The sequence below is a fragment of the Actinoplanes utahensis genome, from assembly GCF_016862455.1.
Taxonomy (GTDB): domain Bacteria; phylum Actinomycetota; class Actinomycetes; order Mycobacteriales; family Micromonosporaceae; genus Actinoplanes; species Actinoplanes utahensis.
The window spans coordinates 38,231-64,623 of the sequence record NZ_BOMZ01000001.1; the positions used below are offsets into that span (position 1 = coordinate 38,231).

At 70.8% G+C, this 26,393-nt stretch carries 26 protein-coding genes; 11 read left to right on the forward strand and 15 right to left on the reverse strand.

The annotated features are described in order from the left end of the window. Window positions 1-131 precede the first annotated feature (131 nt). Together Aut01nite_RS00175 and Aut01nite_RS00180 are read right to left on the reverse strand one after the other, a co-directional pair. Entirely contained in the window at window positions 132-1,826 is a 1,695-nt protein-coding gene (locus tag Aut01nite_RS00175; RefSeq protein ID WP_043528077.1) for a hypothetical protein, read from the reverse strand. Between the two features lie 36 nt (window positions 1,827-1,862). Next, entirely contained in the window at window positions 1,863-2,072 is a 210-nt protein-coding gene (locus Aut01nite_RS00180; RefSeq protein ID WP_043528079.1) for a hypothetical protein, read from the reverse strand. A 75-nt stretch (window positions 2,073-2,147) separates the two neighbouring features. Between Aut01nite_RS00180 and Aut01nite_RS00185 the strand changes: the two genes are divergently transcribed. After that, the gene (locus Aut01nite_RS00185; RefSeq protein WP_152628876.1) at window positions 2,148-2,753 is read left to right on the forward strand and encodes a hypothetical protein; all 606 of its coding nucleotides are present in this window, start codon (window positions 2,148-2,150) and stop codon (window positions 2,751-2,753) included. A gap of 61 nt (window positions 2,754-2,814) precedes the next feature. Here Aut01nite_RS00185 and Aut01nite_RS00190 read toward each other — a convergent pair whose 3' ends face one another. From Aut01nite_RS00190 to Aut01nite_RS00205, 4 genes are all read right to left on the reverse strand, one after another. Continuing rightward, window positions 2,815-3,111, reverse strand: coding sequence for an NADPH-dependent FMN reductase family protein (locus tag Aut01nite_RS00190; RefSeq protein WP_161790684.1), 297 nt, complete (start codon window positions 3,109-3,111; stop codon window positions 2,815-2,817). Window positions 3,112-3,137: 26 nt separating this feature from the next. Further along, a complete protein-coding gene (locus Aut01nite_RS00195) occupies window positions 3,138-4,394 on the reverse strand; it encodes an alkaline phosphatase (RefSeq protein ID WP_043528083.1) in 1,257 nt (418 codons plus the stop codon). Window positions 4,395-4,518: 124 nt separating this feature from the next. Next, window positions 4,519-5,172: a response regulator gene (locus Aut01nite_RS00200; RefSeq protein WP_043528084.1), complete on the reverse strand. Its 654-nt coding sequence runs from the start codon at window positions 5,170-5,172 to the stop codon at window positions 4,519-4,521. Next, window positions 5,169-6,326, reverse strand: a complete 1,158-nt coding sequence (locus Aut01nite_RS00205) for a sensor histidine kinase (RefSeq protein ID WP_043528181.1) — start codon at window positions 6,324-6,326, stop codon at window positions 5,169-5,171. Before Aut01nite_RS00205 ends, Aut01nite_RS00200 begins: the two co-directional genes overlap by 4 nt. A 155-nt stretch (window positions 6,327-6,481) precedes the next feature. Here Aut01nite_RS00205 and Aut01nite_RS00210 point away from each other — a divergent pair, with 155 nt between their 5' ends. Together Aut01nite_RS00210 and Aut01nite_RS00215 are read left to right on the forward strand one after the other, a co-directional pair. Then, window positions 6,482-7,417, forward strand: a complete 936-nt coding sequence (locus tag Aut01nite_RS00210; RefSeq protein WP_043528086.1) for an ABC transporter ATP-binding protein — start codon at window positions 6,482-6,484, stop codon at window positions 7,415-7,417. Beyond that, window positions 7,414-8,235, forward strand: coding sequence for an ABC transporter permease (locus tag Aut01nite_RS00215; protein WP_043528087.1), 822 nt, complete (start codon window positions 7,414-7,416; stop codon window positions 8,233-8,235). Before Aut01nite_RS00210 ends, Aut01nite_RS00215 begins: the two co-directional genes overlap by 4 nt. A gap of 125 nt (window positions 8,236-8,360) precedes the next feature. Here the strand turns inward: Aut01nite_RS00215 and Aut01nite_RS00220 are convergent, their stop codons facing one another. The 4 genes from Aut01nite_RS00220 to Aut01nite_RS00235 all read right to left on the reverse strand — a co-directional run bounded on the left by Aut01nite_RS00220 (window position 8,361) and on the right by Aut01nite_RS00235 (window position 13,452). Further along, complete coding sequence (locus Aut01nite_RS00220) at window positions 8,361-9,968, reverse strand: RICIN domain-containing protein (RefSeq protein WP_043528089.1); 1,608 nt, start codon at window positions 9,966-9,968, stop codon at window positions 8,361-8,363. Between the two features lie 100 nt (window positions 9,969-10,068). Beyond that, window positions 10,069-10,614 (reverse strand): hypothetical protein, encoded by a 546-nt coding sequence (locus Aut01nite_RS00225; protein WP_043528090.1) that lies wholly within the window; start codon window positions 10,612-10,614, stop codon window positions 10,069-10,071. Between the two features lie 132 nt (window positions 10,615-10,746). Then, on the reverse strand, window positions 10,747-11,406 hold the full coding sequence (locus Aut01nite_RS00230; RefSeq protein WP_083999408.1) for a lytic polysaccharide monooxygenase auxiliary activity family 9 protein: 660 nt from the start codon (window positions 11,404-11,406) through the stop codon (window positions 10,747-10,749). A gap of 105 nt (window positions 11,407-11,511) precedes the next feature. Next, window positions 11,512-13,452: a cellulase family glycosylhydrolase gene (locus Aut01nite_RS00235; protein ID WP_043528092.1), complete on the reverse strand. Its 1,941-nt coding sequence runs from the start codon at window positions 13,450-13,452 to the stop codon at window positions 11,512-11,514. Window positions 13,453-13,857: 405 nt separating this feature from the next. Here Aut01nite_RS00235 and Aut01nite_RS00240 point away from each other — a divergent pair, with 405 nt between their 5' ends. From Aut01nite_RS00240 to Aut01nite_RS00255, 4 genes are all read left to right on the forward strand, one after another. Next, on the forward strand, window positions 13,858-14,631 hold the full coding sequence (locus Aut01nite_RS00240; protein WP_043528094.1) for an SAM-dependent methyltransferase: 774 nt from the start codon (window positions 13,858-13,860) through the stop codon (window positions 14,629-14,631). Between the two features lie 253 nt (window positions 14,632-14,884). Next, window positions 14,885-15,103: a hypothetical protein gene (locus Aut01nite_RS00245; RefSeq protein ID WP_152628877.1), complete on the forward strand. Its 219-nt coding sequence runs from the start codon at window positions 14,885-14,887 to the stop codon at window positions 15,101-15,103. 13 nt (window positions 15,104-15,116) lie between these two features. Beyond that, window positions 15,117-16,073, forward strand: a complete 957-nt coding sequence (locus tag Aut01nite_RS00250; protein WP_083999410.1) for a helix-turn-helix domain-containing protein — start codon at window positions 15,117-15,119, stop codon at window positions 16,071-16,073. A 242-nt stretch (window positions 16,074-16,315) separates the two neighbouring features. After that, window positions 16,316-17,773: a cellulase family glycosylhydrolase gene (locus Aut01nite_RS00255; RefSeq protein WP_043528097.1), complete on the forward strand. Its 1,458-nt coding sequence runs from the start codon at window positions 16,316-16,318 to the stop codon at window positions 17,771-17,773. Window positions 17,774-17,803: 30 nt separating this feature from the next. On the opposite strand, the gene Aut01nite_RS00260 is transcribed toward Aut01nite_RS00255, so the two are convergent. Together Aut01nite_RS00260 and Aut01nite_RS00265 are read right to left on the reverse strand one after the other, a co-directional pair. After that, window positions 17,804-18,457, reverse strand: a complete 654-nt coding sequence (locus Aut01nite_RS00260) for an L-2-amino-thiazoline-4-carboxylic acid hydrolase (RefSeq protein ID WP_052164073.1) — start codon at window positions 18,455-18,457, stop codon at window positions 17,804-17,806. A gap of 166 nt (window positions 18,458-18,623) precedes the next feature. After that, window positions 18,624-21,227, reverse strand: coding sequence for a putative bifunctional diguanylate cyclase/phosphodiesterase (locus Aut01nite_RS00265; protein ID WP_152628878.1), 2,604 nt, complete (start codon window positions 21,225-21,227; stop codon window positions 18,624-18,626). A gap of 259 nt (window positions 21,228-21,486) precedes the next feature. Here Aut01nite_RS00265 and Aut01nite_RS00270 point away from each other — a divergent pair, with 259 nt between their 5' ends. The 4 genes from Aut01nite_RS00270 to Aut01nite_RS00285 all read left to right on the forward strand — a co-directional run bounded on the left by Aut01nite_RS00270 (window position 21,487) and on the right by Aut01nite_RS00285 (window position 24,817). Next, the gene (locus Aut01nite_RS00270) at window positions 21,487-22,665 is read left to right on the forward strand and encodes a PP2C family protein-serine/threonine phosphatase (RefSeq protein ID WP_043528099.1); all 1,179 of its coding nucleotides are present in this window, start codon (window positions 21,487-21,489) and stop codon (window positions 22,663-22,665) included. Window positions 22,666-22,928: 263 nt separating this feature from the next. After that, entirely contained in the window at window positions 22,929-23,477 is a 549-nt protein-coding gene (locus Aut01nite_RS00275) for a carboxymuconolactone decarboxylase family protein (protein ID WP_043528101.1), read from the forward strand. A gap of 201 nt (window positions 23,478-23,678) precedes the next feature. Further along, on the forward strand, window positions 23,679-24,116 hold the full coding sequence (locus tag Aut01nite_RS00280) for a hypothetical protein (protein WP_052164075.1): 438 nt from the start codon (window positions 23,679-23,681) through the stop codon (window positions 24,114-24,116). 65 nt (window positions 24,117-24,181) lie between these two features. Next, window positions 24,182-24,817 carry a MarR family winged helix-turn-helix transcriptional regulator gene (locus tag Aut01nite_RS00285; RefSeq protein WP_063958814.1) on the forward strand — a complete coding sequence of 212 codons (636 nt, stop codon included), beginning with the start codon at window positions 24,182-24,184 and terminating at the stop codon, window positions 24,815-24,817. Between the two features lie 3 nt (window positions 24,818-24,820). Here Aut01nite_RS00285 and Aut01nite_RS00290 read toward each other — a convergent pair whose 3' ends face one another. From Aut01nite_RS00290 to Aut01nite_RS00300, 3 genes are all read right to left on the reverse strand, one after another. Beyond that, on the reverse strand, window positions 24,821-24,961 hold the full coding sequence (locus tag Aut01nite_RS00290) for a hypothetical protein (protein ID WP_161790685.1): 141 nt from the start codon (window positions 24,959-24,961) through the stop codon (window positions 24,821-24,823). A gap of 104 nt (window positions 24,962-25,065) precedes the next feature. Further along, window positions 25,066-25,602, reverse strand: a complete 537-nt coding sequence (locus Aut01nite_RS00295) for a YsnF/AvaK domain-containing protein (RefSeq protein WP_052164077.1) — start codon at window positions 25,600-25,602, stop codon at window positions 25,066-25,068. 44 nt (window positions 25,603-25,646) lie between these two features. Next, complete coding sequence (locus tag Aut01nite_RS00300) at window positions 25,647-26,378, reverse strand: DUF2382 domain-containing protein (protein ID WP_043528194.1); 732 nt, start codon at window positions 26,376-26,378, stop codon at window positions 25,647-25,649. Between the last annotated feature and the right edge of the window lie 15 nt (window positions 26,379-26,393).

Below are 26,393 nucleotides of genomic sequence, written 5' to 3' on the forward strand. Positions count from 1 at the left end.
GCCGGCCCAGAACAACCCCGAGACAGCCCGCACCACCAGCCGGACGGAACCGCAACGGGGCCGGAACCGCTGGCGACGTAGGCGCGCTCGGTGCGGTGCGGATGGTGGCGGGGTCGGGGTGTGCCCGCTCCTCAGCGATCGGAAGCGGCCACGAGGTTCCCCGTCAGCAGCGCGGCGATGCGGCGGCGGATGATCAGGCGTTGTGTGGGGGTGAGTTCCGGGAAGGGCCGGGTCGCGGCGTGCAGGGCGTGCTGCCGGGCCGGTTCGGTACGGCAGACGGCCGCCACGTCGACCATCATGCAGCCGTGACGGTATCCGTCGTACACCGTCTCAATGATCTTCATCGCCGTTGCCGTCAGACGCGCGTGCAGGGCGTCGTCGACCGCCGACACGGCGAGGGCGGTGAACACCGGGACCAGTTCGTCCGGTTCGGCGTCGGCCAGGGCCGGCAGCGTCGCGGCGATCTCGATCTGGTCGTCGTCGAGGAAGGGCGCGAGGGCCCGTACCAGGATGGTCCGCTGGGAGGGCGGTTCCAGGCGGTCGACGATGCCGAGCGCCGCGTCACGGTGGCCGCGATCGAGTTCGTGCGCCAGGGTGACCAGTCCGACCGCGTCGCCGAAGGGCAGCGCGAAGGCGTACGGGATCAAAGCCCGATATTGATCCTCCCGCAGCAGATCCTCGGTGGGCAGCAGGCGCCTCGGCTCGCTGACGCCGTCGTACTGTTCGTCCCGGAGCGGGCCGGTGAACCGCGGTAACGAGCGGATCGACAGGATGCCGGTCATCCGCTCGACGACCCGGTCCTGGACGTCGGCCCGGCGAGGGCCGGAGAGGTACGGCAGACACAGGGCCGCGGCGTCGAGCCAGGTGTCCGGGTACGGGCTGGTCTCGCAGACCCGCAGCACCCACTCGACCTGGTCCTCGTCGAGCAACGGCACCAAGGGCCGCAGCATCTCGCCCACCAGAACTTTCACGGGTGGCGGAAGGAGGATCCTCAGCAGTTCGCCGCGATCGGCCGGTGCGAGGGCCCGCGCCAGTGTGACGATGCCCCGGCCGGTCCCGCGACCGTGCCGCAGCGCTTCCACGGCGGCGGGGGCGACCTCCGGCAGTACGGCGGTCAACGCCGGCAACACCTCGGCGCGAGCATCGCTGTTCAGGGCCGCCGCCATCGGCAGCAGCCGCCGGGCCTCGTCCGGGCTCAGATGGGGGATCCAGTCATTCTCGAGCAGGCGAGCCAGCGTCCAGTCGTCGGAGTGGACCGTACGGGCGAGGGCCAGGGCCGCCGAACGGATCTCGGCCGGCAGCACCGGCGCCCAGATCCGGAGGTCCTGGACAGCTCGTTCCGGGTCGTCGCCGGCGAGCAGCAGCCGCCCGATCCGGCTCGCCTGCCCGGTGGAGAGCAGGGGCCGCAGGGTCGTCAGGGAGCCGGCGTCACGCCGACCGGCCTCGACCTCGGCGAGCAACCCCTCGATCAGGTCCTCCTGCTGCCGGCGGGAGAGCCGGGGCGCGAGCACGATCAGCGGGCCGGACCGGGAGAGGGCGGCGAGGTGCCCGGTATCCAGGTCGGACAGCAGGCCCGGCTGGAAGATGGCGGCGAGGTGCCCGATGTCCAGGTAGGGCAGCAGCGCCTCGATCAGGATCTGCTGGAGATGCTCGTCGGGCAGCTCGACGGCGAGGTTCCGGATCCGGTCCCGTTGCCCGGCGCCGAGATGAGGCACCAGGTCGGCGATCGCGTGGACGCGATCCGCCGGCCGCTGCTCGGCCAGGGCCGAGGCGAGCAGGGTGTCCACGGTGATCGGAACGGAGCGCGGCAGCACGACGATGATCATGCCGGGTCTCGGCCCGCGCTCCGCAGCCGGACGCCGTCAGCTCGACGCCGCCACGTGGTGACCCAGCGCGGGTGAGATCTCAGCGAGCGAGTCGATCACCGCGGTTCCGGCGTGGCCGTCGATGGCGGCGAGGACGTCCAGGCCGCGTCGGCGCCGGTCGAGGTTGGCGGCGCTGGTGAGCATCCGGGTCAGGAACACCAGGTCCAACGCAAACGGGAAGGGGAACGCCGGGTCCGCCCGCACCATGATCGCCCGATACGACCGGCACGGGAACCACCGAGGCCAGTAACGTTACGAAGCCAGAAGCCTACGCTCCGTGATATGACCTCGAGAACATTGCTGCGCGGAGCCGTCGGCGTGCTGATGGCGCTGTCCTTGCCGATGACCATGGAACCCGGCCGGCCCGCGGCCGCATCGGTCCACGGGCCGCACGAACCCCCGCCCGACGACCCCTTCCCCCGCCAGGTGGAGATCAGCTTCCACATGACGGAGAACACCCGGGAGCTCCGGCGCACCGACGAGGTGACGTTCACGGCGACGAAACGGGAGCCCTGCACCCCCGGCGGCCAGTGCGACTACGTGATCGACGAGGACAGCGCCACGGTGGCCCTGGAGTACGACGACCTCAAGTTCGGCTGTCAGGGCACGGCCTCCGCGCCGCCGTTCAGCTGGGTGCGGGGCAGGGTCGGCTTCGACATGCAGGAGGACGACGGCTCCCATCTGTTCGACTTCACGATCGAACTCGACTACGCCACCACCCGTTACCGTTGCGATGACGGCACCTCGGGCGGCGACGGCGGCAACTCCAGCAACGGTTCCACCGATGCCGGTACTCCCTGGACGCCGGGGCAGGAGGAGAGCCTCGCCGTGCCGGTCAGCTCGTTCCCGGACGGCACCGGATACGCCGACGTCCGCTATCGGTATTGAGCGCCGGCCCCGGCCCGCGCCGCCGAACACGACGCGGGCCGGGAGACGGCGGCGGCCGGCCTTAGACCGCGACGCCGGCGGTCGACACGATCGCGTCGACGGCGGCGACCCGGGGGCCGCCGAGGATGTCGTGGATCAGGTGCACGGAGGCGTCGGTGATGCCGCAGTACTCCGCGACGCCCACGCGCAGTTGCACGTCGATGGCCCTGTCGAGGCCGTGGGCGGCCGGGCCCGCCGCCCGGCTCGAGCGTTTCCAGGGCCGGACCGAGCCACGGAAGTACCCGGCCGCCACGACGCTGCGGGTCCGCGGCTCGACCGGGCCGGTCCCCGCCGACCTGGCCGCCGACCTTACCGCCAACCTCCCCGCCGACCTCTCCGCCGACCTCACCGCCGGGTCAGCAGCGGCTCCAGCACGTCGTGCACGTACGTGTTCGGGTGCTTGCCGGTGAACCGGTCGGCGAACGGGCCGTACGCGGTGACCGGCACGTCCTGCCCGGTGTGGTCGGTCGTCGTCCAGTCGATGCGGAACTGGAACGGCGTGCCCTTCACACCGAACGGCCCGTCCTCGGCCGGGGAGGCGTCGTCCACGTCCTCGACCGCCAGACCGCCGGTCTCGTGGTCGCCGGTCACCACGACCAGGGTGTCCCGGTGGCGGGCGGCGAACGCCTTGGCGACCGCGACCGCCTTGTCCAGCTCCCCCATCGCCTGCAGGGTACGGGTGGCGTTGTTGCGGTGCGCGAACTCGTCCACCGCCTCCTCCTCGATCAGCAGGAAGAAGCCGTCCCGGTCGGTGGAGAGGGTGGACAGGGCCTTGCGGGTCATGTCGGCGAGGCTCACCACCGGCTGGTAGACGTCGCCCTGCCCTTCGGCCCGCTGCTGGAACATCTCCTCGTTGGCGAACAGCCCGAGCAGTTTCCCCGGCCGGGCCGCGTCGAGCTGGGCGGCCGTGGAGACGTACTGGTAGCCGTCGGCACGGGCCCGGTCGATCAGGTTTCCCTCGGTGCCGCGGCTGTACTCCCCCGGGTCCTCGGCCGGCCGGTCCGGGTAGGCGCCGGGCGTTCCGGCCGGCAGCCACCAGTCCTCGCCGCCGCCCAGGATCACATCCGGCTTGGTGACCTCCAAATATTGCCGGGCGATGTCGTCCTGGGCGGCCCGGTCGACGGCGTTGGCGAAGAACGCGGCCGGGCTCGCGTCGGTGACCTGCGCGGTGGTGACCAGCCCGGTCGCCTTCCCGGCCGCCTTCGCCCGGCCGCCGAGCACCGGCAGCGGGTTCCCGTCCGGGTCGACGCTGATCGCGCCGTTGTAGGTGGCGACACCGGTGGCCCAGGCGCTGGCCCCGGCCGCCGAGTCGGTGATCGCCGACTCCGGGTCGTCCGGGCTGGTGGTGAGCTGCCCGGACACCGGGAACGAGTCCATCACGAGCTGCCCGTCGAGGCCGGCGTGGTAGAGGCGGGCGGCCTCACGGTGCGCGGCCGCCATCCCGTCCCCGTTGATGAAGATGACATTACGGACCTTCGTCCCGCGGTTCTGCGCCTCTCCATCGGGCGCGGCCTGCCCGCGCACGGCTTCCCCGGCCACGGCGAACGGGGTGGCCATGAGCAGGCCGGCCGCTGCGAGCCATCGGACGGTACGTGTCGGCACGGGCTCCTCCTCGAACGTCGAGACATCGACGCCAGTAAACGCCGTCGCGACGCCGCACACCCGCGGGCCGACATGTTTACCCAGATCGTGGAGATACTTCCGCCGGCCGGGTGACACGGCTTCGTCAGGCGGTCTCCATCAGCCCGGCCTCGTAGGCGACGATGACCAACTGGATCCGGTTGCGCGCGCCGAGCTTGGCCAGCAGCCGTGCGACGTGCGTCTTCGTGGTCGCCAGGCTGATGTGCAGCCGCTCGGAGATCTCGGTGTTGGACAGGCCCTGCGCGACCAGCAGGAGAACGTCGCGTTCCCGCTCGGTGACGCCGGCGAGCCCGTGCGGCAGGCCCCGGCGCGGCTCGGGCCGGTCGGCGAACTCGCGGATGAGCCGCCGGGTGATCTGCGGCGCCAGGATCGCGTCACCGCCCGCGATCACCTGGATCGCGGTCAGCAGATCGGCCGGTGGCGTGTCCTTGAGCAGGAATCCGCTGGCGCCGGCACGCAACGCCGCGTACACGTACTCGTCCAGATCGTACGTGGTCAGCATGAGGACCTTGACGTCCGGAACCCGGGCCAGGACCTGCCGGGTGGCGTCGATGCCGTTGAGCCGGGGCATGCGGATGTCCATCAGCACGACGTCGGGCCGCAGGCGGGTGACGACGTCGACCGCTTCGGCACCGTCACCGGCCTCACCGACCACGGTGAGGCCGGGCGTGGTGTCGAGGAGGACTCCGAAACTCGCCCGCACCAAAGCCTGATCGTCGACGACCACGACGCGCGTCATGCCGGCTCCTCCCCCAGGGGCAGTCGTGCGTGGACCCGGAAGCCCGGCCGCGGTGGCGGAAAAGGTCCGGCGCTGAGCCGGCCACCGTACACGGCGACGCGTTCCCGCATGCCCATCAGGCCGTGCCCGGAGCCGGTCCCCGGGCGCGTGCCGGCGGCCGTCCCGTCGTCGGTGACCTCGATGGTCAGCGCCTCCGGCTGGTAGTCCAGCAGCACCTCGGCCCGGGCCGGGCCGGCGTGCTTCACCACGTTGGTCAGCGCCTCCTGGACGATCCGGTACGCGGAGAGTTCCATCCCGGGCGGCAGCGGCCGCCGCCGGCCCCGGGTGCGCACCTCGACGGGGACCCCGGCGGCGTTCGTCCGGGCCACCAGCGTCGCGAGATCGGCCAGGCCAGGCGCCGGGTCCAGGGCGGGCCCGTCGTCGTCGAGGGCGCCGGCGTCCTCGGCACGCAGCGCGGTCAGCAACTGGCGCAGCTCCGTCAGGCTGCTGCGGCTGCTGTCCTCGATGGCCTCCAGCGCCCGGAGGGCCTCCCGCGGCCGGACCTCGAACACGTGCCGTGCCACTCCGGCCTGGATCGTGATCACACTCATCCCGTGCGCGAGGACATCGTGCAGCTCCCGGGCGATGCGGAGCCGTTCCTGGGACACCGCCCGCTCGGCGGCCTGGCCCCGTTCACTCGCGACATATCTGCGGTGCAGCCGGACCGCGACCCCGATCGCGCCGATCGTGGTCATGATCAGCCCACCACTGAACATCGGCCCGGCCGCCTCGTCGAGGTGGAAGTCGTAGGCTGCCAGGATCGCGAGCAGGGTGGTGGTGAGGGCGGCGACTCCGGCGCCCGCCGCGAGCCACTCCGGCGCCAGCACCAGAAGGGGATAGAGGGCCATCGCCCGGGCCAGGTCCGCGTCACGGATCACCTCGAACTGCGGCGCCATCGCGGAGAACGCCAGCACCACGCCGAACACCGGGACGGGCCAGATCCGGCGGACCGCCAGCGGCGCCGTCATGGCGACGACCGTCAGCGGCCCGAGGGCTCCCGGCTGGACGCTCACCAGTCCCACCGCCGCCAGCACCGCGGCGGCCAACGCATCGATGACCAGCCAGTGCCCGGGGCGCAGTCGGGCGGCCAGTCGTGGGCGGGCTTCCTGCGGCACCCGCCCACGGTAGCCCCACCGGACGGCGCGGACGTCCGCCCCCGGACCGTCATCCGCACGGCCGATGACAATCGCACAGTCGGCCGTGCGGCGGAGCCGGTGAAGCACTCCCCGGACCGATGCGCGACCGCCGCCGCGAGGACCACGCTGGACACATGCCATCCGACGACATCGAGGTCCGCGAACTGATCAAGAGGTACGGAACGACGACCGCGGTGGCGGACCTGTCGTTCACCGTGCGACCCGGCCGGGTGACCGGCTTCCTCGGCCCGAACGGAGCGGGCAAGTCCACCACGATGCGGATCATCCTCGGCCTGGACCGGGCCACCTCGGGCTCCGCGACCGTGGGGGGCCGCCCGTTCACCGACGCGATCCAGCCGCTGCGGCAGGTCGGCGCGCTCCTGGACGCCGCCGCCGTGCACGGGGGCCGCACCGCGTACCTGCACCTGCTCGCCCTGGCCCGCAGCAACGACATCGGCCGGCGGCGGGTCGGTGAGGTGCTCGACACGGTCGGGCTCACCGACGTCGCCGGGAAGCGCGTCAAGGGCTTCTCGCTCGGCATGCGGCAGCGGTTGGGCATCGCTGCGGCCCTGCTCGGCGATCCTCCGGTGCTCATGCTCGACGAACCGGTCAACGGGCTGGACCCGGAGGGGATCCACTGGATCCGCGGCTTCCTGCGGTCGCTGGCCGCGGAGGGGCGCACGGTGTTCGTCTCCAGCCACCTGATGAGCGAGATGCAGGACACCGCCGACCATGTGATCGTCGTCGGGCAGGGCCGGCTGGTCGCGGACACGACGATGGCCGGCCTCATCCACGCCTCCGGGCACCACTGGGTCCGGGTCCGCACGCCGCACCCGGCCGCACTGGTCCCCCTGCTCCGCAGGGCCGGAGCGGTCGTGGATCCGCTCGACGACGGCGCGCTGACGGTGACCGGTCTCGACAGTGACCGGATCGGGGACCTGGCCGGCGAGGCGGGGCTGCGGCTGCACGAGTTGTCCCCGCACCGCGCCTCGCTGGAAGCCGCATTCATGGACCTGACCCGCGACGTGGTGCGTTACCGCGGCGCCGAGACGGACGGAGCGATCCGATGACCGTACGATCCGAGACCCTGGCGACCGATCGGCCCGAGCGGCCCGCGCCGTACCCGGTCGGACTGCGCCAGGCACTGGCCGCCGAGTGGACCAAGCTGTGGTCGGTGCGCTCCACCGGGTGGAGCCTGCTGATCACCGGCCTCACCGTCGTCGGGGTCGCCGTCGTCTCCGGCCGGACCCTGCTCTCCTACCGACCTCCCGCCGACGTCTCCGCCGCCGATGTGGTGGGCGCCGCGATGGAGGGCGTCGTCTTCGGCCAGCTGGCGATCGGGGTCCTGGGCGCGATGGTGATCACCGGCGAGTACGGGACCGGCATGATCCGCAGCACTCTGGCGGCCGTACCGGCCCGGAACCGGCTCCTGCTCGCCAAGGCGATCGTCGTCGCCGCGGTCGCCCTGGTCACCGGAACGCTCACCGGTTTGCTCGCCTTTCTCGTCGCCAGGCCGATGATCGGTTCCCCGGCCGCCGGGGTGAGCCTGACCGATCCCGGCGTCCTCCGTGCCGTCGCCGGCAGCGGGCTGTACCTGGCCGTGCTGGCCGTCTTCGCGCTCGCCACCGGCACGATTCTGCGGCACAGCGCCGGCACCATCACCACGCTGATCCTCGCGATCCTGATCGTGCCGAGCATGCTCGCCCAACTGGGCGGCGCGGGACGCGCGGTGAGCCGGTGGTGGCCCACGCACGCCGGATTCCAGCTGCTGCACGTCGACCGGCTCCCCGGACAGCTCGCGCCGTGGCCGGGATTCGTCACCTTCGCCGGGGCGACCGCGGCGCTGCTGGCGATCGCCCTCCTCCTTCTCGGCCGGCGGGACGCCTGACCGCGGGCGACGAGGAGTGTGCACGGTCGGGTCGTGGCGCCGCGACCGGGCAACGGGGGTGTGCGCGGCCCGGTCGTGGCGTCACGACCGGGCCGCGTACTTCGCAACCTCCGCGCTTCAGCCGGTCAGCACCAGGTCAGCGTGGAGTTCGTCCGCGTGACGTTGCTGATCGTGTTGTTGCTGCCGGTGCACGGGCTCCAGGTGACGTTGGTGTCGGACACCGTCAGGTTCTGGAACCGGATGCCGCTGGACGGGGCGAACTCGGCCCGGGAGGCGATGCGCACCTCGCCACCACCGGAGACCGTGCCCGAGACGCCGGCGACGACCACGTTGTAGCAGTTCTCCACCAGGATCGCGTTGTTGCCGGTGCCGGCGATGTCGACCCGGTCGATGGTCGCGCCGCCGCTCTCCGAGACGCAGAAGACGCCGCGGCCGCCGCCGCGGGCCTTGACCAGGCCGACCTTGACGTTGTCGGGGTAGGACGAGCCGACCCGGCCGTTGCGGTTGGCCATCCGGAACGCCGCGTAACCGGTGCCCGTCCCGGCGTTCTCCGCGTCGACGGTGCCGACCGTCGCGTTGATCGTCTGGTTGAGCAGCAGGCCGGACTCGCCGACGCTGCGGGCGGTCACCGTGCCGATGGTGATGCCGTCCACGCCGTACGTCTCGACGGCGTGCGAGGACGCGCCGGACACGTACACATTGTCGATCTTGACGTTGCGGGTCCACTGCGAGGTGTCGCCGCGGTTGTCGATGCGCACGCCGAGGCCGGCGCCGAGCCGCATGTCGATCTGGCCGAGCCACACGTTGGTGACGTTGCGCATGAAGATCCCGTAGATCGGGGCGCCGGTCACGTTCAGGTACGGCACCTCGATGTTGCTCACCCCGCGCGCGTAGATCGGGGCGTAGTCGCCGCTGCCGCCACCGGTCACGTTGATCGTGCCGCACACCGACAGCGACGTGTAGCTCGCGAGGGAGATGCGGCTGCCGGCGGTCATCGTGCCGTTGCCGCGGACCACGACCCGCTGGATGCCGGTGCGCCCGGCGGTGAGGCTGCCGATGCCGGCCTGCACGGCGGCCCGGAAGTCGGCGCCGGTGTAGACGGCCGTGCCGGCGGCGTTGCGGGCGGTCCAGGTGCCGCCGCTGACGGTCACCTCGGACTGGAACGTGCCGGTGCCGCAGCCGGCCGCGGTGCCACCGCCGGCGACCCGCACCATCCGCCACTGCTGGTTGGGGTTGCCGAGGTCGGCGTACTGGGCGACCTTCGCGCCGTCGGCGGTGGCGTGCTCCCACACCTCGACGGCTTTGCCGGAGTGCCGGTTGAGCAGGCGGACATGGCCGTCCGGCGAGTCCTTGAGGGTGAACTGCTGGCGGGTGGTGCCGTTGTCGGTGTTCTGGATCAGCTGGGTGCCGTCGGTGGCGTTCGGCAGTTCCAGCAGCAGGCCGCTGTGCCGGCTCTTGATCTTGTAGTAGCCGCTGCCCGCGTCGACGAACTGCCACTGCTGCCAGTTGCCGTCGTTGCGGGTGAACTGGGCGATGCCGGCGCCCGCGGTGGTGGCCAGGTCGTAGACGTCCATGGCCTTTCCGCTGTTGCGGTTGACCAGGGCGTACCAGGCCGAGGTGTCGACCGTGGCGGCGTTCGCCTGTTGCAGGCCGAATGCGGCACCGGCGCCGGCCAGCACGGTGACGACCGTGCCGATCAGCGCGGCACGCCAGGGGCGTTTCCTGGGGGACATGGGGATTCTCCACTCGGATCGGGGGACGCTCGGAGGGTGGACGCTCAGATTGGGGATGTGAGCGCTCACAGAGCGGACATAGACTACACCCGATGTACGGTCAGAGCCCGGCCGCGTCGTCGTAGCGTTCCCGCAGGTCAGCCATCTGCTCGGCGGAGAGCGCCTCGGCCAGCGCCACCTCGGCGTACCGGGGCGGGAACCTCTGCCACACCCGGTCGACGTACTTCACCTCGGCCGTCGCCTCGACCACCTCGATGCCGGGCGGATCGGTGGTCATGTCCAGGATCAGCGGTCCGGCCAGCTTGACCGCCACGTCCCAGGGCCGCTGCTGCTCGGCGACCCCGCACAGGTGGAAGCCGTAGACGGTGCGCACCTCGTCCAGCGCGGTGGCCGCGGCGGGCTCGTGACCGTAGACGCGCACCCCGCAGACCACCGCCGGTCTCGCCGCGCCGGCCGACGGCTGAACGGCATGCCCGGCGTGCTGGTGCTGCCCGGGGTCGGCCTGCTCGAGGACCGTACGCATCCGGGTCTCGATCTGCGTCCGCAGGTCCACGGGCGCCGCGTCGGACTTCGACAGGGCGAACGCACCGGCCGAGGTGGCCAGCAGGGTCGCGGCCGCCAGCCCGTACCGCAAGAAGGTCTTCATCTCTGTCCTCGTCTCAGGGGATCCGGCTGGTTGTCAGGGCCGCCTCGGTGGGGTCGAGACAGCCCTGACAACCAGCCGGGAGAACAAGAGACCCGGCGGCCCGGACGAACCGGACCGCCGGGGTCGTGCCGATCAGGCGAAGTTCACGTCGCTGCACCACATGTAGGCCTGGTCGAGGTGCGAGGCCTGCCAGATGACGAAGAGGACGTGATGGCCGGTGTAACCCGACGTGGAGATGTCGAACGAGATGTTCTGTGCCGGGGCGTACCGGCCGGTCTGCGTGATGAAGTCGAGGTTCCCCCAGCCGAGGGTCTGGGTGGCCGGGTTGAACCCCTGCTTGCTGACGTAGACGCGGAAGTAGTCGGCGCCGTGGCTGGCCTGGTCGTACAGCCGCACGGTGAAGTTCCTGCCGACGGTGCTGGTCTTCCACGCCCCGGGCCGGTTCAGGCTGTTGTTACGGGCCAGCCCGTTGCTGCACAGCTGCCCGTCCGGGGTCCTCGCCTGGAACTGGCCGCCGAGGCCGTCCCGCAACGCGGACATCCAGTTCCACATGGTGTCCGGGTTGGCCTGGAAGGCCTGCCAGCACATCGGGTCCTGCTGCTGCATCGCCGGGTTGGTGTGCTGACTGCCCCAGGCCTGCCAGCACTGGTAGGCGCGGCTGGCCGGCGAGACGATGGTGCCGTGTGCCTGAGCCGCGCCGGTCCAGGGCACCATGCTGACCACCAGGGCGATCAGCACGATGGACACCTGGACGAGCCGGCGGCCGGGACGGCGGGTTTCGTGTGGGGGCACGTTACCTCCTCCTAAGGGTCGCGTTCGGGGAATGGGAGCGCTCCCGGCCCAGCATTGCACCGATGTTTCGTGATATCAACAAACGTCAATACTTTCGATGTCTTCCTACGACGATGTGCAGGTCAGAGCCGTGGGAGTGGCAGCCGGGCCGTTACCGACGAAACCGAACGTGGCGCTCGCCCCGGGCGCCAGAGCGCCGTTGTGGGCGGCGTTACGGACGGTCACCGCAGGCGTGCCGAGCACCCCGTTCCACAGCGAGGCCACCGTCGTGCCGGACGGGTACGTCCAGCTCACGGTCCAGCCGGTGCGGGCGGCCGTGCCGGTGTTGGTGACCGTGACCGCCATCTGGAAGCCGCCGGACCATGACCCGGCCGTCGTGAATGTGGCCGAACAGCCCTGGCTCTCCCCTCCCCCGCCGCTCGCGGTGGTGACCCCGCGGGCGGCCGATGCGGCGGAGACGTTCCCGGCCGCGTCGCGGGCGCGGAGACTGAAGGTGTACGCCGTACTCGCGGTCAACCCCGTCGCGGTGTACGAGGTCCCCGACACCGTGGCGATCACGGTCCCGTTGCGCAGCACCTCGTACCCCGTCACGCCGACGTTGTCGGTCGCCGCCGTCCAGCTCAGCGCCACACTGTTCGCCGTGACCGTCCCGGCCGTGGGCTGCCCCGGCGCACTCGGCGCGATGCCGTCGCCCTCGCCGCCACCGTCGCCGTACCGCTGCCCCAGACTGATCCCGGTCGTGCTGCCGTCCCCGCCGAGCGGCACCTGGTGGTCGAGGCCGACGAACTTGCCGCCGTGCTGCCACAACGCCGGCTTCAGCAGCGCGTACTTCTGCTCGTCCCAGGTCTTCCAGTCGTCCAGCAGCAGCCCGCCGGTGTCGCCGGAGTTCGGGTTCAGCACCCAGAACGTCTGGTGCAGCTGGTTCTCGGCGATCAGGTCCCGCAGCGCCGTCATCCACTCGTCCTGCCGGGCGTCCTGCCCGAGCCGGCCGCCCCATTCACCGATCAGCAGCGGCGCGGTGCCGTTCTCGTGCAGGTAGAACCAGTTCGGGCGCCACACGTCATCGGTGAGCGACGCCTTGTCGAACGGCTTGTCGAACCACGGCTGGTTGAACACCAGCGGCCCGTAGTCGTGCGGCGAGTACACCAGCTGATCCTGGTGGGCGCCCAAGTTGATCGGGTGGTCCTTGACGCCGCGCAGGTTGCCGCCCCACCAGTTGTAGTGGTAGTTCGGCGACAGGTCCGGGTCGGTGTTCGGCGAGTTCCAGGTCTCGCCCTCCCTCGGGTAGACCTCCTGGCCCTCGACGGCGATCAGCACCTCGGGGTTGATCGCCAGGATGCGTTTCGCGGCGGTCTCGGCGGTGTGCTTCCAGTTGTCGACGTCGGTGGAGGAGTCCCATTTGGCGCGGACGGGGTCGTTGGGCGTACCGTGCGGCTCGTTCTTGAGGTCGAAGGCGACCATCGTGTCGTTGGTCTTCCAGCGCGCCGCGGCCCACTCCCACGCCTGGTAGAAGTGCTCCGGCGTGATCGTGCCCTTCCACCAGACGGGGTGGATGTGACCGGAGTTGTCGGCCTCGGCGGAGTGCACGTCGAGCATCACCTTGATGCCGAAGCGCTCACACAGGTCCAGCCAGAACTCGAAGATCTCCAGGCTGTCCATCCCGGCCAGCTCCGGGTTGGCGTAGGTGTTCACGTTCGGGGCGGTGGCCTGCCCGTTCTTCCACTCCAGCAGCAGCTGGGTGGAGATCGGAACCCGGACGAGGTTGATCCCGCGCTGCGCCATCGACCTGGTGATCTCGGTGATGTTCGCCGACCACAGTCCATGGAAGACGCGCTCCGACGCGTTGAAACCGAACCAGTTGGCGCCGGTCAGCCACACGGGATTCCCGGCGGCGTCGACGATCTTGTTGCCGGATACGTGCAGCCAGTCGTCGGCCGGGGGCGCGGCCGCGGCCGCGGTCGGCACGGTGGAGGCGCCGGTGACCGCGAGAGCGGCCCCGACGAGAGCAGCCGCGAGCCGGCGCCCACGACGCGATCTGAGTGTCACAACAGTCTCCAGGGGATGGGGAACGGAGCGGCTGGGAGCGCTCCCAGTCGCATCGACAGTATTTAATGCCCGGGAAACAAAGCAACACCCTCTTTTGGTACGCCCACCGCACCCGCGGTCATGCAAGAAACTCCGGCACCTGGTCAGCCCGGTGACCCCGGGGTGGCATGAGCGTCCCGGTCGCCGCCGCCCTCGCGCATCTCGAGGCCGTACCCGCCGAGGCCGGCTGCCCGGAGCGCGGCCCGAACCCGGTGAACGGCCCGCGCCGCGGCCCCGGCCGCTGGAGGCGAGGGTTCTCCCGATTCATTCGGTGCGCTAATCGGATAGGTTCAGCGCTACCCGCAGCCGTAGGATCTGACTTCCGACTCGATGTCAGTCTCGCCTTCCTGTGGAAGGACGTCGTAGATGCCCAAGCCGAAGATCGACCTGACCAGGCCCAGTAGCGCCCGGGTCTGGAATTACATCCTGGGCGGCAGGGACAACTTCGAGATCGATCGCATGGTCGGCGATCAGGTGCGCGAATCTTTTCCGGCCATCGTGGAAGTGGCACGCGAGCAGCGAAGGTTCCTGGTGCGTGCGGTCTCCTACCTCGTCGGGGCAGGCATCCGCCAGTTCTTGGACATCGGCACCGGCCTGCCCACCGCCAACAACACGCACGAGGTCGCGCAACGCCTGGCGCCCACTTCCCGGGTCGTCTATGTCGACAACGATCCACTCGTCCTGGCGCATGCACGGGCCCTGCTGGACAGTACGCCGGAGGGCGTGACCGACTACGTCGACTCCGACGTCGAGGACCCGGGACGAATCCTGCGGGAGGCCCAGCGCACGCTGGATCTCCAGAAACCAGTCGGGCTCACCATGCTGGGCATCCTGGGGAACGTCGCCGATCATGCCGAGGCCCGATCCATCGTGGGGCGCCTGCTGGACGCCATGCCCTCGGGAAGCTACCTGGCCGTCTCCGACGGCACGAACACCAGCAGTGAGATCGTCGAAGGGCAGCGGATCGCCAACCGGAGCGGCCATCCGTATCACCTACGCACGCCACAGGAGATCATCGGCTTCTTCGACGGGCTCGAACTGGTCGAGCCGGGCGTGACCTCCATACCGCACTGGCGCCCGGATGTCAGCCCGCTCCCACCCGCTCTGGACGGCTACTGCGGCGTCGGCCGCAAGCCCTAGCTCGGCTCGCCACTGATGACGGGCGGGTTTCGGTAGCAGCGTGCACGCCCACGGCGGATGTGCCCACCGGACCGCCCTGCCGGTGTCACCCGAGAGGGTGATCCTTTCGAGGCGCACTCGGTCACTGCCCAGGTGATCACGTGGTTGACGTGCGTCAATCGCTGTCGGCCGGGGAAGCACCGGGACTGGCGTGCAAGTTGCACGCTTGCAGATCGCCTTGCCAGTCATCAGGTGCCCCGGCACCATCCTCGACGTGAAGAAGACGAAGATTCGACACGGGTCCGGGGCTGAGCCGCCGCGCCCCGGCCGGCGAGTCCCCGATGGGGCTCTGATGTCACTCGCCGCGATCGACCTCGCCCTCATGGGCTCGACGATCACGCTGGTGATCCTGGTCCAACCCACGCTGGCAGCAATCACCGGCGTCGCCAGCGTCGGCCTGGCGAACAGACTGGCACGCAGGCTCTTGCGGTGAATGTCCGCCGACGATGCGAAGCGCGAACTACGAGATCTGCATCCGCAACACCAGATCGAACGGCTTCAGCAGCCCTTCCGAACCAGCGGAGGGGATGGACGTGGTAGCCGCCACGCCGGCTCCGTCCGATGGCGACGGACGGCCCATCAACGCCCGCCAGACCCTCGGTCTCCGGCTTCGCGCATTGCGGGAATCCCGCCGCCTCACCCTCGAGGAGGCCGCTTCGCACATCGAAGCCTCCGCATCCAAGCTGAGCCGAATGGAACTCGGGCGAGTCGGCATCAAGGAATTGGACCTGCACGATCTTCTGACGCTGTACGGCATATCCGACGCGGGTGAGAGGCTTGCCTTCATAGAACGCAACCAGCGCCTGAGTGAGCCTCGATGGTGGAGCACCTACGGTAGCGGTTTCTCCGAATGGTACTGCTCGTATCTCGTCCTGGAGTCGGCCGCTCAACACATCCGGACATACGAGGTTCGATTCATTCCTGGGCTACTGCAGACCAGGTCATATGCCGAGGCGGTGATCCGCCCGGCGACCACCGACGAGGATCAGGTGGGCAGACTTGTCGATGTGCGACTGCACCGGCAGCGTCTGGTATTGGAACGCGGAGTTCCCAGATTATGGGCCATCGTCGAATACTCGGCTCTGACGGAGGGTTTCACCGATCCGCGGATAATGCAGGAGCAGATCAGATTTCTCCTGGACATCACCGAGTCCTCGGACGTGACGATTCAGATCATCATGCCAGGCGCCGGAGGCCTCACATTCCGGGGGAATTCGTTCTCGATCCTCCAGCATGAATCCTCCGAGGTGGTCTACATGGAACATCTCGACCGGGCTCAATTTCTGGACGACCGCAACGAATCCGAGATATATCGGCGAACCATGGGCGAGTTGGTCATCCTCGCAGACGAGCCCCGCCGATCTCGGAGGACGCTTGAAGAGATCTTACGGCGAGAGAGTTGAAGTCGGCGCCAGCGAACGCGCCATCCGGCCGGCCTTCCCGGGTCGAGCGCCTGCCCGCCCACCGGATGCCCCTCGCCATCTCGTGCCTGTCCGCGGGATGGCACGCGGTAGTCATTGCCGACCAGACGGTCGGTAATTACTGTCGTCGATAGAGGCTTCAGTGCGGCAGTCGCCCACGAGTCCTCATTCCCCCGGACACGGCCCGCCCCCGGCCGTGATCATTGCTGAAGGTGCGGTCCCCCATGCGCCGTCTCTGCTTCCACGCCATCGTCCTGAGCGGCTCCCTGCTGCTGAGCACGGTGCTGCCGACTCTGCCCGCCCACGCCGCCGCCGCGCCGACCCTGGCGAGCCGGATGTCGGCGGTCCAGACCGCCAAGACGATCAACTACTATCCGTCGAACGCCGGCTGGACGTCGATGTGGACGGGCTTCGACCCGGTCCGCATCGACGCCGACCTGACCAGGGCCGCCGCCCTCGGCGCGACGAACGTCCGGGCCATCGTCTTCCCGCAGACCTTCGGATATCCCACCCCGACGGCGGCGTACGCCCAGAAGCTCAGCCAGTTCGTCGGCATCGCCGACGCGCACGGCCTGACCGTCAAGTTGACCCTGTTCGACTGGTGGAACGGCTACACCGACGTGGCGAACAGCATCACCTGGGCACAGGCTCTGCTGGCGCCGTACGCCGCCGATCCGCGGGTGATCGCCGTCGAGGTGAAGAACGAGTTCCAGCCGGGCGACGCCGCCGCGGTCACCTGGGTCCGGCAGGTGATCCCCGCGATCCGCAGCACCGCCCCGGCCATGCCGCTCACCCTGTCCGTCGACGGCGGCACCGGCGCGCCCGGCATGGCGAGCATCAAGGCGCAGCTGGCCACCACACCGCTGGACTACTACGACTTCCACTTCTACGGCGCCTCCGAACGATCCCTCGCCGAGATCCGCCGCGCCCAGGCCGCGGTGGCGCCCGACCTGATCGTCATCGGTGAGACCGGCGCCAGCACCCACTCCGGCAGCGACGGGGAACAGGCCGCCTACCTCGCCCGGGTCTTCCGTGCGGCCGGCGTGGCGGGCGTCGCCTCGGTGGCGCCGTGGACGCTCAACGACTTCTCCCCCGGCGCGATCCCGGCGAACTCGGCGGTGTCCACGATGCCGGCCCAGTACAAGTACGGGCTCTACCGCACCGACGCCACGCCGAAGCTCAGCGCTTCCGTCACCGGCACCGCGTGGACGACCGGGGCCACCCCGAACACCGTCCTCAACCTCGGCTTCGAGGCGGCCACCGGGAACTCGCCGTGGCGTAACTACCAGCCGGCGGCCGGCACCGCGGTGATCACCACCGAGTCCGCGCGCACCGGCGCCGCGTCGGCCAGGTTCTCCGCCACGACCCGGAGCGGCAGCAATCTGCCGTCCCTGCTGACCTCGCCGATCACACCGGTTCAGGCGGGCCACCAGTGGCACGCCGAGGCGTACGCCCGCGGCGTCTCCGCCACCGGGATCACCGAGATCGCGCTGAGCTGGTTCGACATCAACGGCACGTGGATCAGCCAGAACACCTCCAACCGCCTGCCCACCGGAAACTCCACCTGGACCAAGCTCGCCGTGGACGCCGTCGCACCGGCCGCGGCGACGAGTGTCCAGCTGCACCTCAAGTGCGGTGACAACACCGGCTCCGTCTACTTCGACGACGTCGCGATCTCCTGACGGAGCCGACTCGGTGCCTGCCGTTCCCGGTCAGCCGGGTTCCTGCCGGGTGAACAGCATGCGGCAGGTGGGGCCGCCGGCGAACGTCACCGGGCGCACGAACCGCAGACGGTGCCGTTCCGGGTCGATGGCGTCCGCCCAGTTGAGATCGAAACGGCACAGGATCGACTGCAGCGCGGTACGCCCGGTCGCGGCCAGAACCTCGTGGAAGAGGCACCGGCGCACGTCCAGCACGTACGTGTGCTGGTCGTCGACGGGTCGTTCGAAGTGGAACGACGGCCCGAAATAGGACTCCTCGCGCTGCTTGCTGGCGGCGACCAGGGTGGCGAACGGGTCGCCGGTGTGGTCGAGCATCTCCCGGGTGCCGGCCAGGATGTCCGCGCGCAGCGGGCCGTTCAGGCAGTCCGCCACGATCGCGGCGGCCCGGGCCGGGCCGCACACCGGGGTGAGGACGTCGTAGGCCGCGACGGCCAGGACGGTGAACCGGGCGTTGGCCGCGTCCATCGGGTTGGCGACCAGGTGCCCGATCTCCGCTTCGAGGGCGGTGAGCCGCTCCCGCACCAGCGCGGCGACGGGCCGGCCGTCGGCGGGGGCCTGGTCCTCCAGACGGGCGAAGAACGCCCGCTCGATCATCGGGGTCCAGTCGGCGGGGTCGTGCTCCGGCGATTTCGATGTGTCGGTCATGGTGATCCTTGTCTGGTCAGGACCACAGGGGAACGCCCCCGTGCGGCCCGGGTCGACCAGCGCGCTCCACCACCGACCGGCGCTGCGAGATGACCCGTCCAGTCTTGCAGCACCGTCAAGCCGGCGCGAGCGGGTGGCCGGAGCCGCGGGCGATCGGCGGGCCGGGTCAGCGCGGCAGCGGTGTGACGGCGACCGGGCTGACGAGCCGGGACCGCAGGTCGGCACCGGGCATCGGGCGGGCGAAGTGGAACCCCTGCGCCTTGCCGAACCCCAGCCGGGTCAGGTGGGCCGCCTGCTCGGCGGTCTCCACCCCCTCGGCCACCGCCTCCAGGCCGAACGACCGGGCCATCTGCGCCACCGCGCCGGCGATCGCCTCCGAGCCACCGTCCGGCACGAACGAGCGGTCCAGCTTGATCTGGTCCACGGGGCAGGTGGCGAGCAGCGTCAACGTGGACGCGCCGGTGCCGAAGTCGTCGAGCGACAGCCGTACGCCCAGATCTCGCAAGCCCTGCAGGTTGTCACCCGTCGCCCCGCCGCCGACCGCGACCGACTCGGTGATCTCGACGGTCAGCCGCCGGGCCGGCAGTCCGCTGTCGCGCAGCGCCGCCGCCACCACGTCCGGGAACCCCGGCTCGCGCAACTGATGGGCCGACACGTTGACCGACACCGTCAGCGGATCCGGCCAGGTCGCCGCCTCGCGGGTCGCGGCGCGCAGCACCCAGCCGCCGAGCGGGAGGATCAGGCCGGTCTGCTCGGCGGTGTCGATGAAGGCGCCCGGGCCGAGCAGCCCGTCGACCGGATGCTGCCAGCGGACCAGCGCCTCGGCGCCGGTGATCCGGCCGTCCGGCAGGGTCACCACCGGCTGGAAGTACACCACCAGCTGGTCGCCGAGGATCGCGGCGCGCAGGGCGGCGGCCTGGCGGCTGCGTTCGGCGCCGCGGGCCTCCATGCCCGGCTGGTAGCGCTCCACGCCGCCCTGGCCGCGCGCCTTCGCCTCGTACATCGCGATGTCCGCCTGGCGCAGCAGGTCGCCCGGGTCGTCGCCGCCACGTCCGTCGACGAAACCGAAACTGGCCCGTACGGTCATCGGCTCGCCGCCGACCAGGGCCGGTTCGAGCAGCGCCGCCGCGATCCGGGTCAGCACCAGGTCCACGTCCGGCGGCAGCGCGCCGTCGAAGAGGATGGCGAACTCGTCGCCGCCCAGCCGGGCCACCGTGTCGGTGGGCCGCACGCTGGCGCGTATCCGCTCGGCCACGTGCACCAGCAGGGCGTCGCCGGTGGCGTGCCCGAACGTCTCGTTGACGGTCTTGAAGTCGTCCAGGTCGACCAGCACGACGCCGACCCGGCCCGGACCGGCCACCGCGGCCTCCAGGCGTCTGCCGAACAGCGCCCGGTTGGCCAGGCCGGTCAGCACGTCGTGGCTGGCCTCGTAACTGAGCCGGTCCCGTACCTCCCGGGTCTCGGTGATGTCGCGCGCGTTGCGGACGACGCCGCCGACGCTGGGCTCGCCGGTCAGATCCGCGCTGATCACCTCGAGCCAGCGGTACGTGCCGTCGGCGTGCCGCAGCCGCACCTGGCAGGTCGACGTGACGGCACGGACGGCGGCCACGTCGTCCGGGTGCGTACGCAGCGTCAGATCGGTGCCGACCAGGTCGTCCGGGTCCACGCCGAGCACCCGCCGCGCCGCCGGGCTGACATAGGTCAGCACCCCGGACGGGTCGGTGATGGTGACCATGTCGGTGGAGTTCTGCACCAGCAGCCGGAACCGGTTCTCCTGCACGCCGAGCCGGGCCAGCAGGGCGTCGTTCTGCCGGAACGCGATCAACTGCCGCAGCACCACCAGCGCGGTCAGCGTGACGGCCGCCCCGTCGATGAGCATGCCGTTCCCGGTGCCGCGAAGGTTGTGGTAGATCACCATGGCGTCGACGGCGGCGATGGCCACGTACGGCATCAGGTTGTAACCGTCCGGGGTGCGCCGCCGCCGCTCACCGGCCGCGGTGTCGACGACCTGCATCCGGGCGCCCGTCGCCGCCGCGTACGCCGCCAGCGGCAGCACCAGGGTCAGCAGGTCCCCGTCCGGTTGCCGCGGATGCAGGAAGGCGATCGCCGAACCGAACCCGCCGATCAGCGCCGACGCGCCGATCCAGTACAGCCCGCGCCGGGCGAACGCGTCTACTCCGGCCAGGACCACCTTCGCGGCCAGGAAGACCTGGTTGAGCCCGGCGCCCATCACGACGGCCGCGGCCAGCACGCGGGGCACCGTGACCCGGCCGTCGGCGAACTGCGCGGACGCGGCGAAATGCCAGATCAGCAGCCCGGCGGCGGCCGTCAGGGTACCCAGGTCCAGCCACACCCCGGCCTGACGGGCCCGGCCCCGGGCGCTGAACGGCAATCCGACCAGCGGCCAGGTGAGCACGAACCCGCCGATCAGGTGCAGCCCCACCGACAGCGGCAGCAACCACCCGCCCAGATCGAGCCCGGCCAGGACGCGCAGCCCTGCGACCCCGGCGAACAGGGCGATCCCGGCCTCGACCGAGTGCCAGTACCGGCGGACCACCGGCGCGGACGCCGGATCGGTGTGCACCCGCCGGCACAGCACCAGAGCCGGGACGATCACCGCGATCAACAGCAGCCAGTCCACCGGCGCGGGCCACAGCCGCCCGGCCCGCTCCTGCACCAGGAACGCCGCGACATCGACGATCACCAGGACCGTGACGGTCTGGAACGCCCGATCGGCGAAGATCGGCACACGGCTGGGCGTTGCGGGCACATTCCCACCATCGACACCATCCTGCCGGAATTGAGCCCCGTACCGGGCCTGCCGGAGACGCCGTGGGCCCGCATGACCCGGCGGCGAGGGACGGTCGCCGGCGACGCCTGCCCGGTCGCCGGGAGATGACGGAACCCTGGCACGACCGTACGACGCACGGGTGTTTCCGGGCGGTCCGGGCGCCGGGCGCCGAGAACGCCGGTGAGGTCGGGCAGACCGGGGCTGCTTCGGCGGGGGCCGGGCGGGGAAGATGAGGGGGATGCTCGCAGCGATGGAAGCCGTGCGCCGCCTGATGGATCTCCGGCACCGGGGCCGGGCCGAGGACCTGCCGGCGGTGCTCGCCGAGGCGGCGCCGCTGCTCGGCGCGGAGGCCGCCACCGTGCTGCTGATCGATTACGGGCAGATGGCGCTGCACCCGCTGCGCGGGACCACCGTCGACACCGCGACCACCCTGCAGGTGGAGGACACCGCGGCCGGGCGGGCGTTCACCACCGCACGGCGGCAGTGGCTGGCGACGGGCGGCGGCGGGCTGCTGTGGCTGCCGCTGCTGCACGGCGCGGAACGGCTGGGGGTCCTCGAACTGCGGTTGAAGGCCTATCCCCCGGAGTCGGCGCCGGATGATCTGGAGGTGATCGCCGCCCTGGTCGCGGAGCTGATCGCGAGCCGGCGCTTCTACGGGGACGCGGTCGAGCACACCCGGCGCCGGATGCCGATGCAACTCGCCGCGGAGATCATCTGGAATCAGTTGCCGCCGCTCACGTTCGCCGTCGACGGGACCATGGTCGCCGCCGTGCTGGAGCCGTGTTACGAGGTCGGCGGGGACGCCTTCGACTACGCGGCCAACGGTGACGTGCTGCACGTGGCGCTCTTCGACACCGTCGGGCACGGGATCAGCGCCAGCGCCCTCACCACCCTGACGCTGAACACGTACCGCAACGCCCGCCGGTCCGGCCTGTCCCTGGCCGACACCTACCGGTCGATCGACAAGTGGATCCGCGCCCAGTACCCGGGCCTGTTCGTGACCGCGCTGCTCGCCGAACTGGACATGGTGACCGGCACCTACCGGCGGATCAGCGCCGGCCATCCCGCCGAACTGTTCCTGCGCGGCGGCCGCTCACTGCCGCAACTGCCGGCGCCGAACATGCTGCCGCTCGGGCTGGGCAACATGATCAACCGGCCACCGCTGGTCGTCGAGCAGCAGCTGGAACCCGCCGACACCCTGGTCTTCTTCACCGACGGGATCACCGAGGCACGGGACGCCTCGGGCACGCTGTTCGGGGTGGAACGGCTCGGTGAATTCTTCCTCGCCACCCTGGGCGACGGCATTCCGGCCCCGGAGACGATGCGCCGGCTGATCCACACGATCGTCTCCTACGAGGAGGGCGAGCTCCACGACGACGCCACCGCGGCGATGCTGCAGTGGCGGCGCGACGGCTGATCAGGCTCCTCCTCCTGCCGACCGCCCCACCGGGGACGGCATGAACCACCGACAGGTACGCGCCGAGCAGCATCACGGCCACCGGAATTCCGGCTCCTGCCACGTCGCACACGTGAGCTGCTGACCTTTCGACTCTCCCGGCAGTTCACCGGCGCGGCCGGGAAGCCGACCCTGGGGTGTTCCAAGCCACATCGAAGGCTCTTGCACTGCCGCTCGCACCGCCTATTGTTGGCAGTGCCAAGTAATCGAACAAGGAGCCCGACATGCCCCGTCTCGCCACCGTCGACCCCGCCACCGCCGAGGGCCAGGCCCGCACCCTGCTCACCCGTATCGAACGGGCCCTCGGCGTCACGCCCAACATGACGCGGGCGATGGCCAGTTCGCCCGCCGTGCTCGACGCCTACCTTCAGTTCTCCGGCGCCCTGTCCAAGGGCCTGCTCCCCGCCCCGGTCCGGGAGCAGATCGCCCTGGTCGCCGCCGTGCAGAACGACTGCGGCTACTGCCTGGCCGCGCACACCGTGCTCGGCGCCAAGGCCGGCGTCTCCCCCGAGGACCTGGCCGCCGGCCGCGACGCCCGGGCCTCCGACCCCAAGGCCGAGGCCGCGCTCACCTTCGCCAAGCAGGTCCTCGCCACCAAGGGCTTCGTCACCGACGAGGACCTCGCCGCGGTCCGCGAGGCCGGTTACGGCGACGGCGAGATCGGCGAGATCGTCGCCGCGGTGGCCCTCAACACCTTCACCAACTACTTCAACTCGGTCGGCCAGACCACGCTCGATTTCCCGGCCGTCGAGGGTGTCACCCCGCGCGACTGACCCGCCGGGCGGCGGCGCGGCCGCGCCGCCGCCCGCCTTCCCCTGCCGAAGACCCGCCATCCACCTGGAGAAAGGCAGACATCATGCCGCACTGGAGCCCGCGTCGCGCCGCCGTCCCGGCAGTCGCCGCCCTCACCCTCGTCAGCTCAGGGGCCCGTCTCGCTGAACGCCGCCACGGTCGGCTTCACCAGGGACAGTGGCGTGCTCGCCCTGGCCGCGACCAGCCATCCCGACTTCGACGACACCCCACTGGCCGACGAGAACCGCAACGGCAGCAAGGACGACGACGGCGGACTGTGGCATTCCCACTGGGTGGTGCTGGTGCCGGACACCACCCGCCCGGACGGCGCCCTCAAGGTCCGCGACATCGCACCAGGGGAGAAACCGCGGCTGCCGAAGACGTGGCCGGGCGCGCCCCTGTACCTCGACAGCCCGTCCTATCCGACGAGACTCACCGGGCAGACCGTACGCATCGAAGTGCCGTCGACCACGATGGGCTTCCCGGACTCCTTCCGATTCGACGGGGTCACCGCCGCGCTCAAGGTCGATGCCGACCTGCACGACCCGTTGCTGCGTGTGGAGAACGTCTTCGACATCGCGTCCGGTGAGCTGTCACTGCCGGGCACGTTCCGGCGCTGACCGGCGGGAGCCACGCGATAGGATCACCTGCCGGTGCGACAGCGGGTGGGGCAGAGGTGGTCGACATGCCAGACGTTCCGGGGCCGCCGCCGGCGAACCAGCTGCTGATCGGCCTGGCCCGGCTCGGGCAGGCCGTGCGGATGCAGGCGTGGCGCAACGCCGGACCGCACCATCTCTCCCCGTTGCAGGCTGACATCATCACCCTGCTGGACGGCCGGGGCCACCCCATCCGTCAGGGCGAGATCGTGGAAGAGCTGGCGTCCACGCCGCCGACCGTCTCGGACGCGGTCAAGGTGCTGCGCAGGAAAGAGCTTCTCGAGGGTACGCGGGACCCTGCTGACGCCCGTGCCCTGCTGCTCGGCCTGACCGCGGCCGGCCGGGTGGAGGCGGCCCGGCTCAACGTCCAGTCGGCGGAGCTGACCGATGCGGTCGCGGCCCTGTCCGGCGACGATTTCGCGGCGATGCTACGCGGCACCACCACGATGATCCGCGAACTGCAGGACCGGAATGCCATCCCGATCTCCCGCATGTGCCTGACATGCCGGTTCTTCGTGCCACATGCGCACCCCGTCCGGGACCGGCCGCACCACTGCGACTTCGTCGACGCCCCGTTCGGTGACGCCGAGCTCCGGGTGAGCTGCCCCGACCACGAGAACGCGGGGCCCGGGTCCGGTGACCCGGGCCCACCAGGAGCGTCGTGACCGTCAGCGGATCCGCTGGGCCAGCTTCGCCACGGCGCCGCCGATGACGAGGCTGACCACCGGGGTGGCGATGCCCGGCAGGCGGGTCCTGCGCATGACGTAGGCGGTGGCGGCGCTGGTCACGACCGGGAGTGCGGTCCTCACGGCAGTGCTCACGGCGGAGTTCATCGCGGATCGTTCCTTTCGGGTCTCGACGGTGGTCACGCTGTGCGATACCCACCGGCTGCGGGTCTACGCACGGCGGCGGGTCAGGAGAGGGGTTTCGGGGCCTCGCCGGGCAGTTCCGCCTCGATCCGCTCCTTGCGGATCTCGCCGCACACGACCTGGTCGTCGGTCTCGACGATCTTGGTGAGGCGGACCCGTTCCACCGGCACGATCTCGGTGGTCACCACCGGGCGTTCCTCGTGGAGGGTGATCTCGAAGACCACTCCGCCGTCCCGGCCGGCGAAGACCTCGGCCGGGCCGAAGACGTCCGGATCCGGTACGGGCTGCCGGTCGCCCTCCTCGATCGGCTCCCGTTCGAGCCGGATGCCCTCCCGGCGCACCTGCACGGTGATCTGCACGTCCTCGGTGACGACGAACTTCCGCAACCGGGCCCGGCCGGTCTCCCACAGCTCGGTGCCCACCACCAGCTGCTCCTCCGACCGGGTCATCGCGTCGTCGCTGCCGGAGAGCACCGCGATCAGCTGTTCCCGGTCCATGTCGCCGACGCCGGGCACGCCTCGGGCGGTCGCGCTGTCACGCAGTCGCCCGGTCGTCATCGCGTCGAATCCGGCCCTGTCCACGGTGCCTCCGCATGTCTCATGGATGTCTGACGTCGGCCGAACCCTCAATCGAGGGTGCGGCGCCCCTGGTCGGGCAGCTCGGCCTCGATGCGCTCCTTGCGTACCTCGGCCTGGACGGTCCGCTGCTCGGTGACCGTCTCGGTGTCCAGGCGCACCCGCTCCACCGGCACCACCTCGGTCTCGACGACCGGCCGTTCGGCGAACAGGGTCAGCTCGTACTCGTTCTCGGTGATGTCGGGACCGTCGAGGGCCTTGGCCCGGTTGGCGTCCGTGATCGGCTCCCGCTCGATCCAGGCCTGCTCCCGGCTGACCGGGACGGTGACGTGCTCCGTCTCGGTGACCACGTGCTTGCGCAGCCGGGCACGCCCGATCTCCTCGGATTCGGTGGCCACCTCGAGCCGCTCCTCGGAACGGGTCATCGCGTCGTCGGGACCGCCGGGCCGGCGACGGCCGCTGCCGTCCCACCTCATCGCGTAGTACTGGTGGAGCCGGGCCACCTCGTCGCCGGCCAGCGGCTCGCCGCTGCCGGCGTCGACCTCCGGGGCGTTCTTGACGTACGCCTTCTCGAACGGCACCACCACCCGCTCACCCTGCAGGTCGGCGTCCCGCAACGGCACCAGGGACTCGCCCGTGCCGAACCAGCCGGTGCGGACGCCGGCCCACGCCGGGTCACCGCGGTCGTCGCTCCACACCGCGGCGATGGTGCCGATCTTGTCGCCGGTGCAGTCGTAGACGTCGTGGCCGTACAGTGAACCGATCTTCTCCTGCGCGATCACCAATGCCTCCTCGTG

Bases quoted from the DNA above. Each gene is read 5' to 3' on its own strand.
- Aut01nite_RS00285 (WP_063958814.1), top strand. From the start codon at position 24,182: ATGCCAGACGTTCCGGGGCCGCCGCCGGCGAACCAGCTGCTGATCGGC.
- Aut01nite_RS00275 (WP_043528101.1), top strand. From the start codon at position 22,929: ATGCCCCGTCTCGCCACCGTCGACCCCGCCACCGCCGAGGGCCAGGCC.
- Aut01nite_RS00225 (WP_043528090.1), bottom strand. From the start codon at position 10,614: ATGAAGACCTTCTTGCGGTACGGGCTGGCGGCCGCGACCCTGCTGGCC.
- Aut01nite_RS00215 (WP_043528087.1), top strand. From the start codon at position 7,414: ATGACCGTACGATCCGAGACCCTGGCGACCGATCGGCCCGAGCGGCCC.
- Aut01nite_RS00250 (WP_083999410.1), top strand. From the start codon at position 15,117: ATGCGAAGCGCGAACTACGAGATCTGCATCCGCAACACCAGATCGAAC.
- Aut01nite_RS00185 (WP_152628876.1), top strand. From the start codon at position 2,148: ATGACCTCGAGAACATTGCTGCGCGGAGCCGTCGGCGTGCTGATGGCG.
- Aut01nite_RS00220 (WP_043528089.1), bottom strand. From the start codon at position 9,968: ATGTCCCCCAGGAAACGCCCCTGGCGTGCCGCGCTGATCGGCACGGTC.
- Aut01nite_RS00260 (WP_052164073.1), bottom strand. From the start codon at position 18,457: ATGACCGACACATCGAAATCGCCGGAGCACGACCCCGCCGACTGGACC.
- Aut01nite_RS00255 (WP_043528097.1), top strand. From the start codon at position 16,316: ATGCGCCGTCTCTGCTTCCACGCCATCGTCCTGAGCGGCTCCCTGCTG.
- Aut01nite_RS00210 (WP_043528086.1), top strand. From the start codon at position 6,482: ATGCCATCCGACGACATCGAGGTCCGCGAACTGATCAAGAGGTACGGA.
- Aut01nite_RS00200 (WP_043528084.1), bottom strand. From the start codon at position 5,172: ATGACGCGCGTCGTGGTCGTCGACGATCAGGCTTTGGTGCGGGCGAGT.
- Aut01nite_RS00180 (WP_043528079.1), bottom strand. From the start codon at position 2,072: ATGGTGCGGGCGGACCCGGCGTTCCCCTTCCCGTTTGCGTTGGACCTG.
- Aut01nite_RS00270 (WP_043528099.1), top strand. From the start codon at position 21,487: ATGCTCGCAGCGATGGAAGCCGTGCGCCGCCTGATGGATCTCCGGCAC.
- Aut01nite_RS00240 (WP_043528094.1), top strand. From the start codon at position 13,858: ATGCCCAAGCCGAAGATCGACCTGACCAGGCCCAGTAGCGCCCGGGTC.
- Aut01nite_RS00175 (WP_043528077.1), bottom strand. From the start codon at position 1,826: ATGATCATCGTCGTGCTGCCGCGCTCCGTTCCGATCACCGTGGACACC.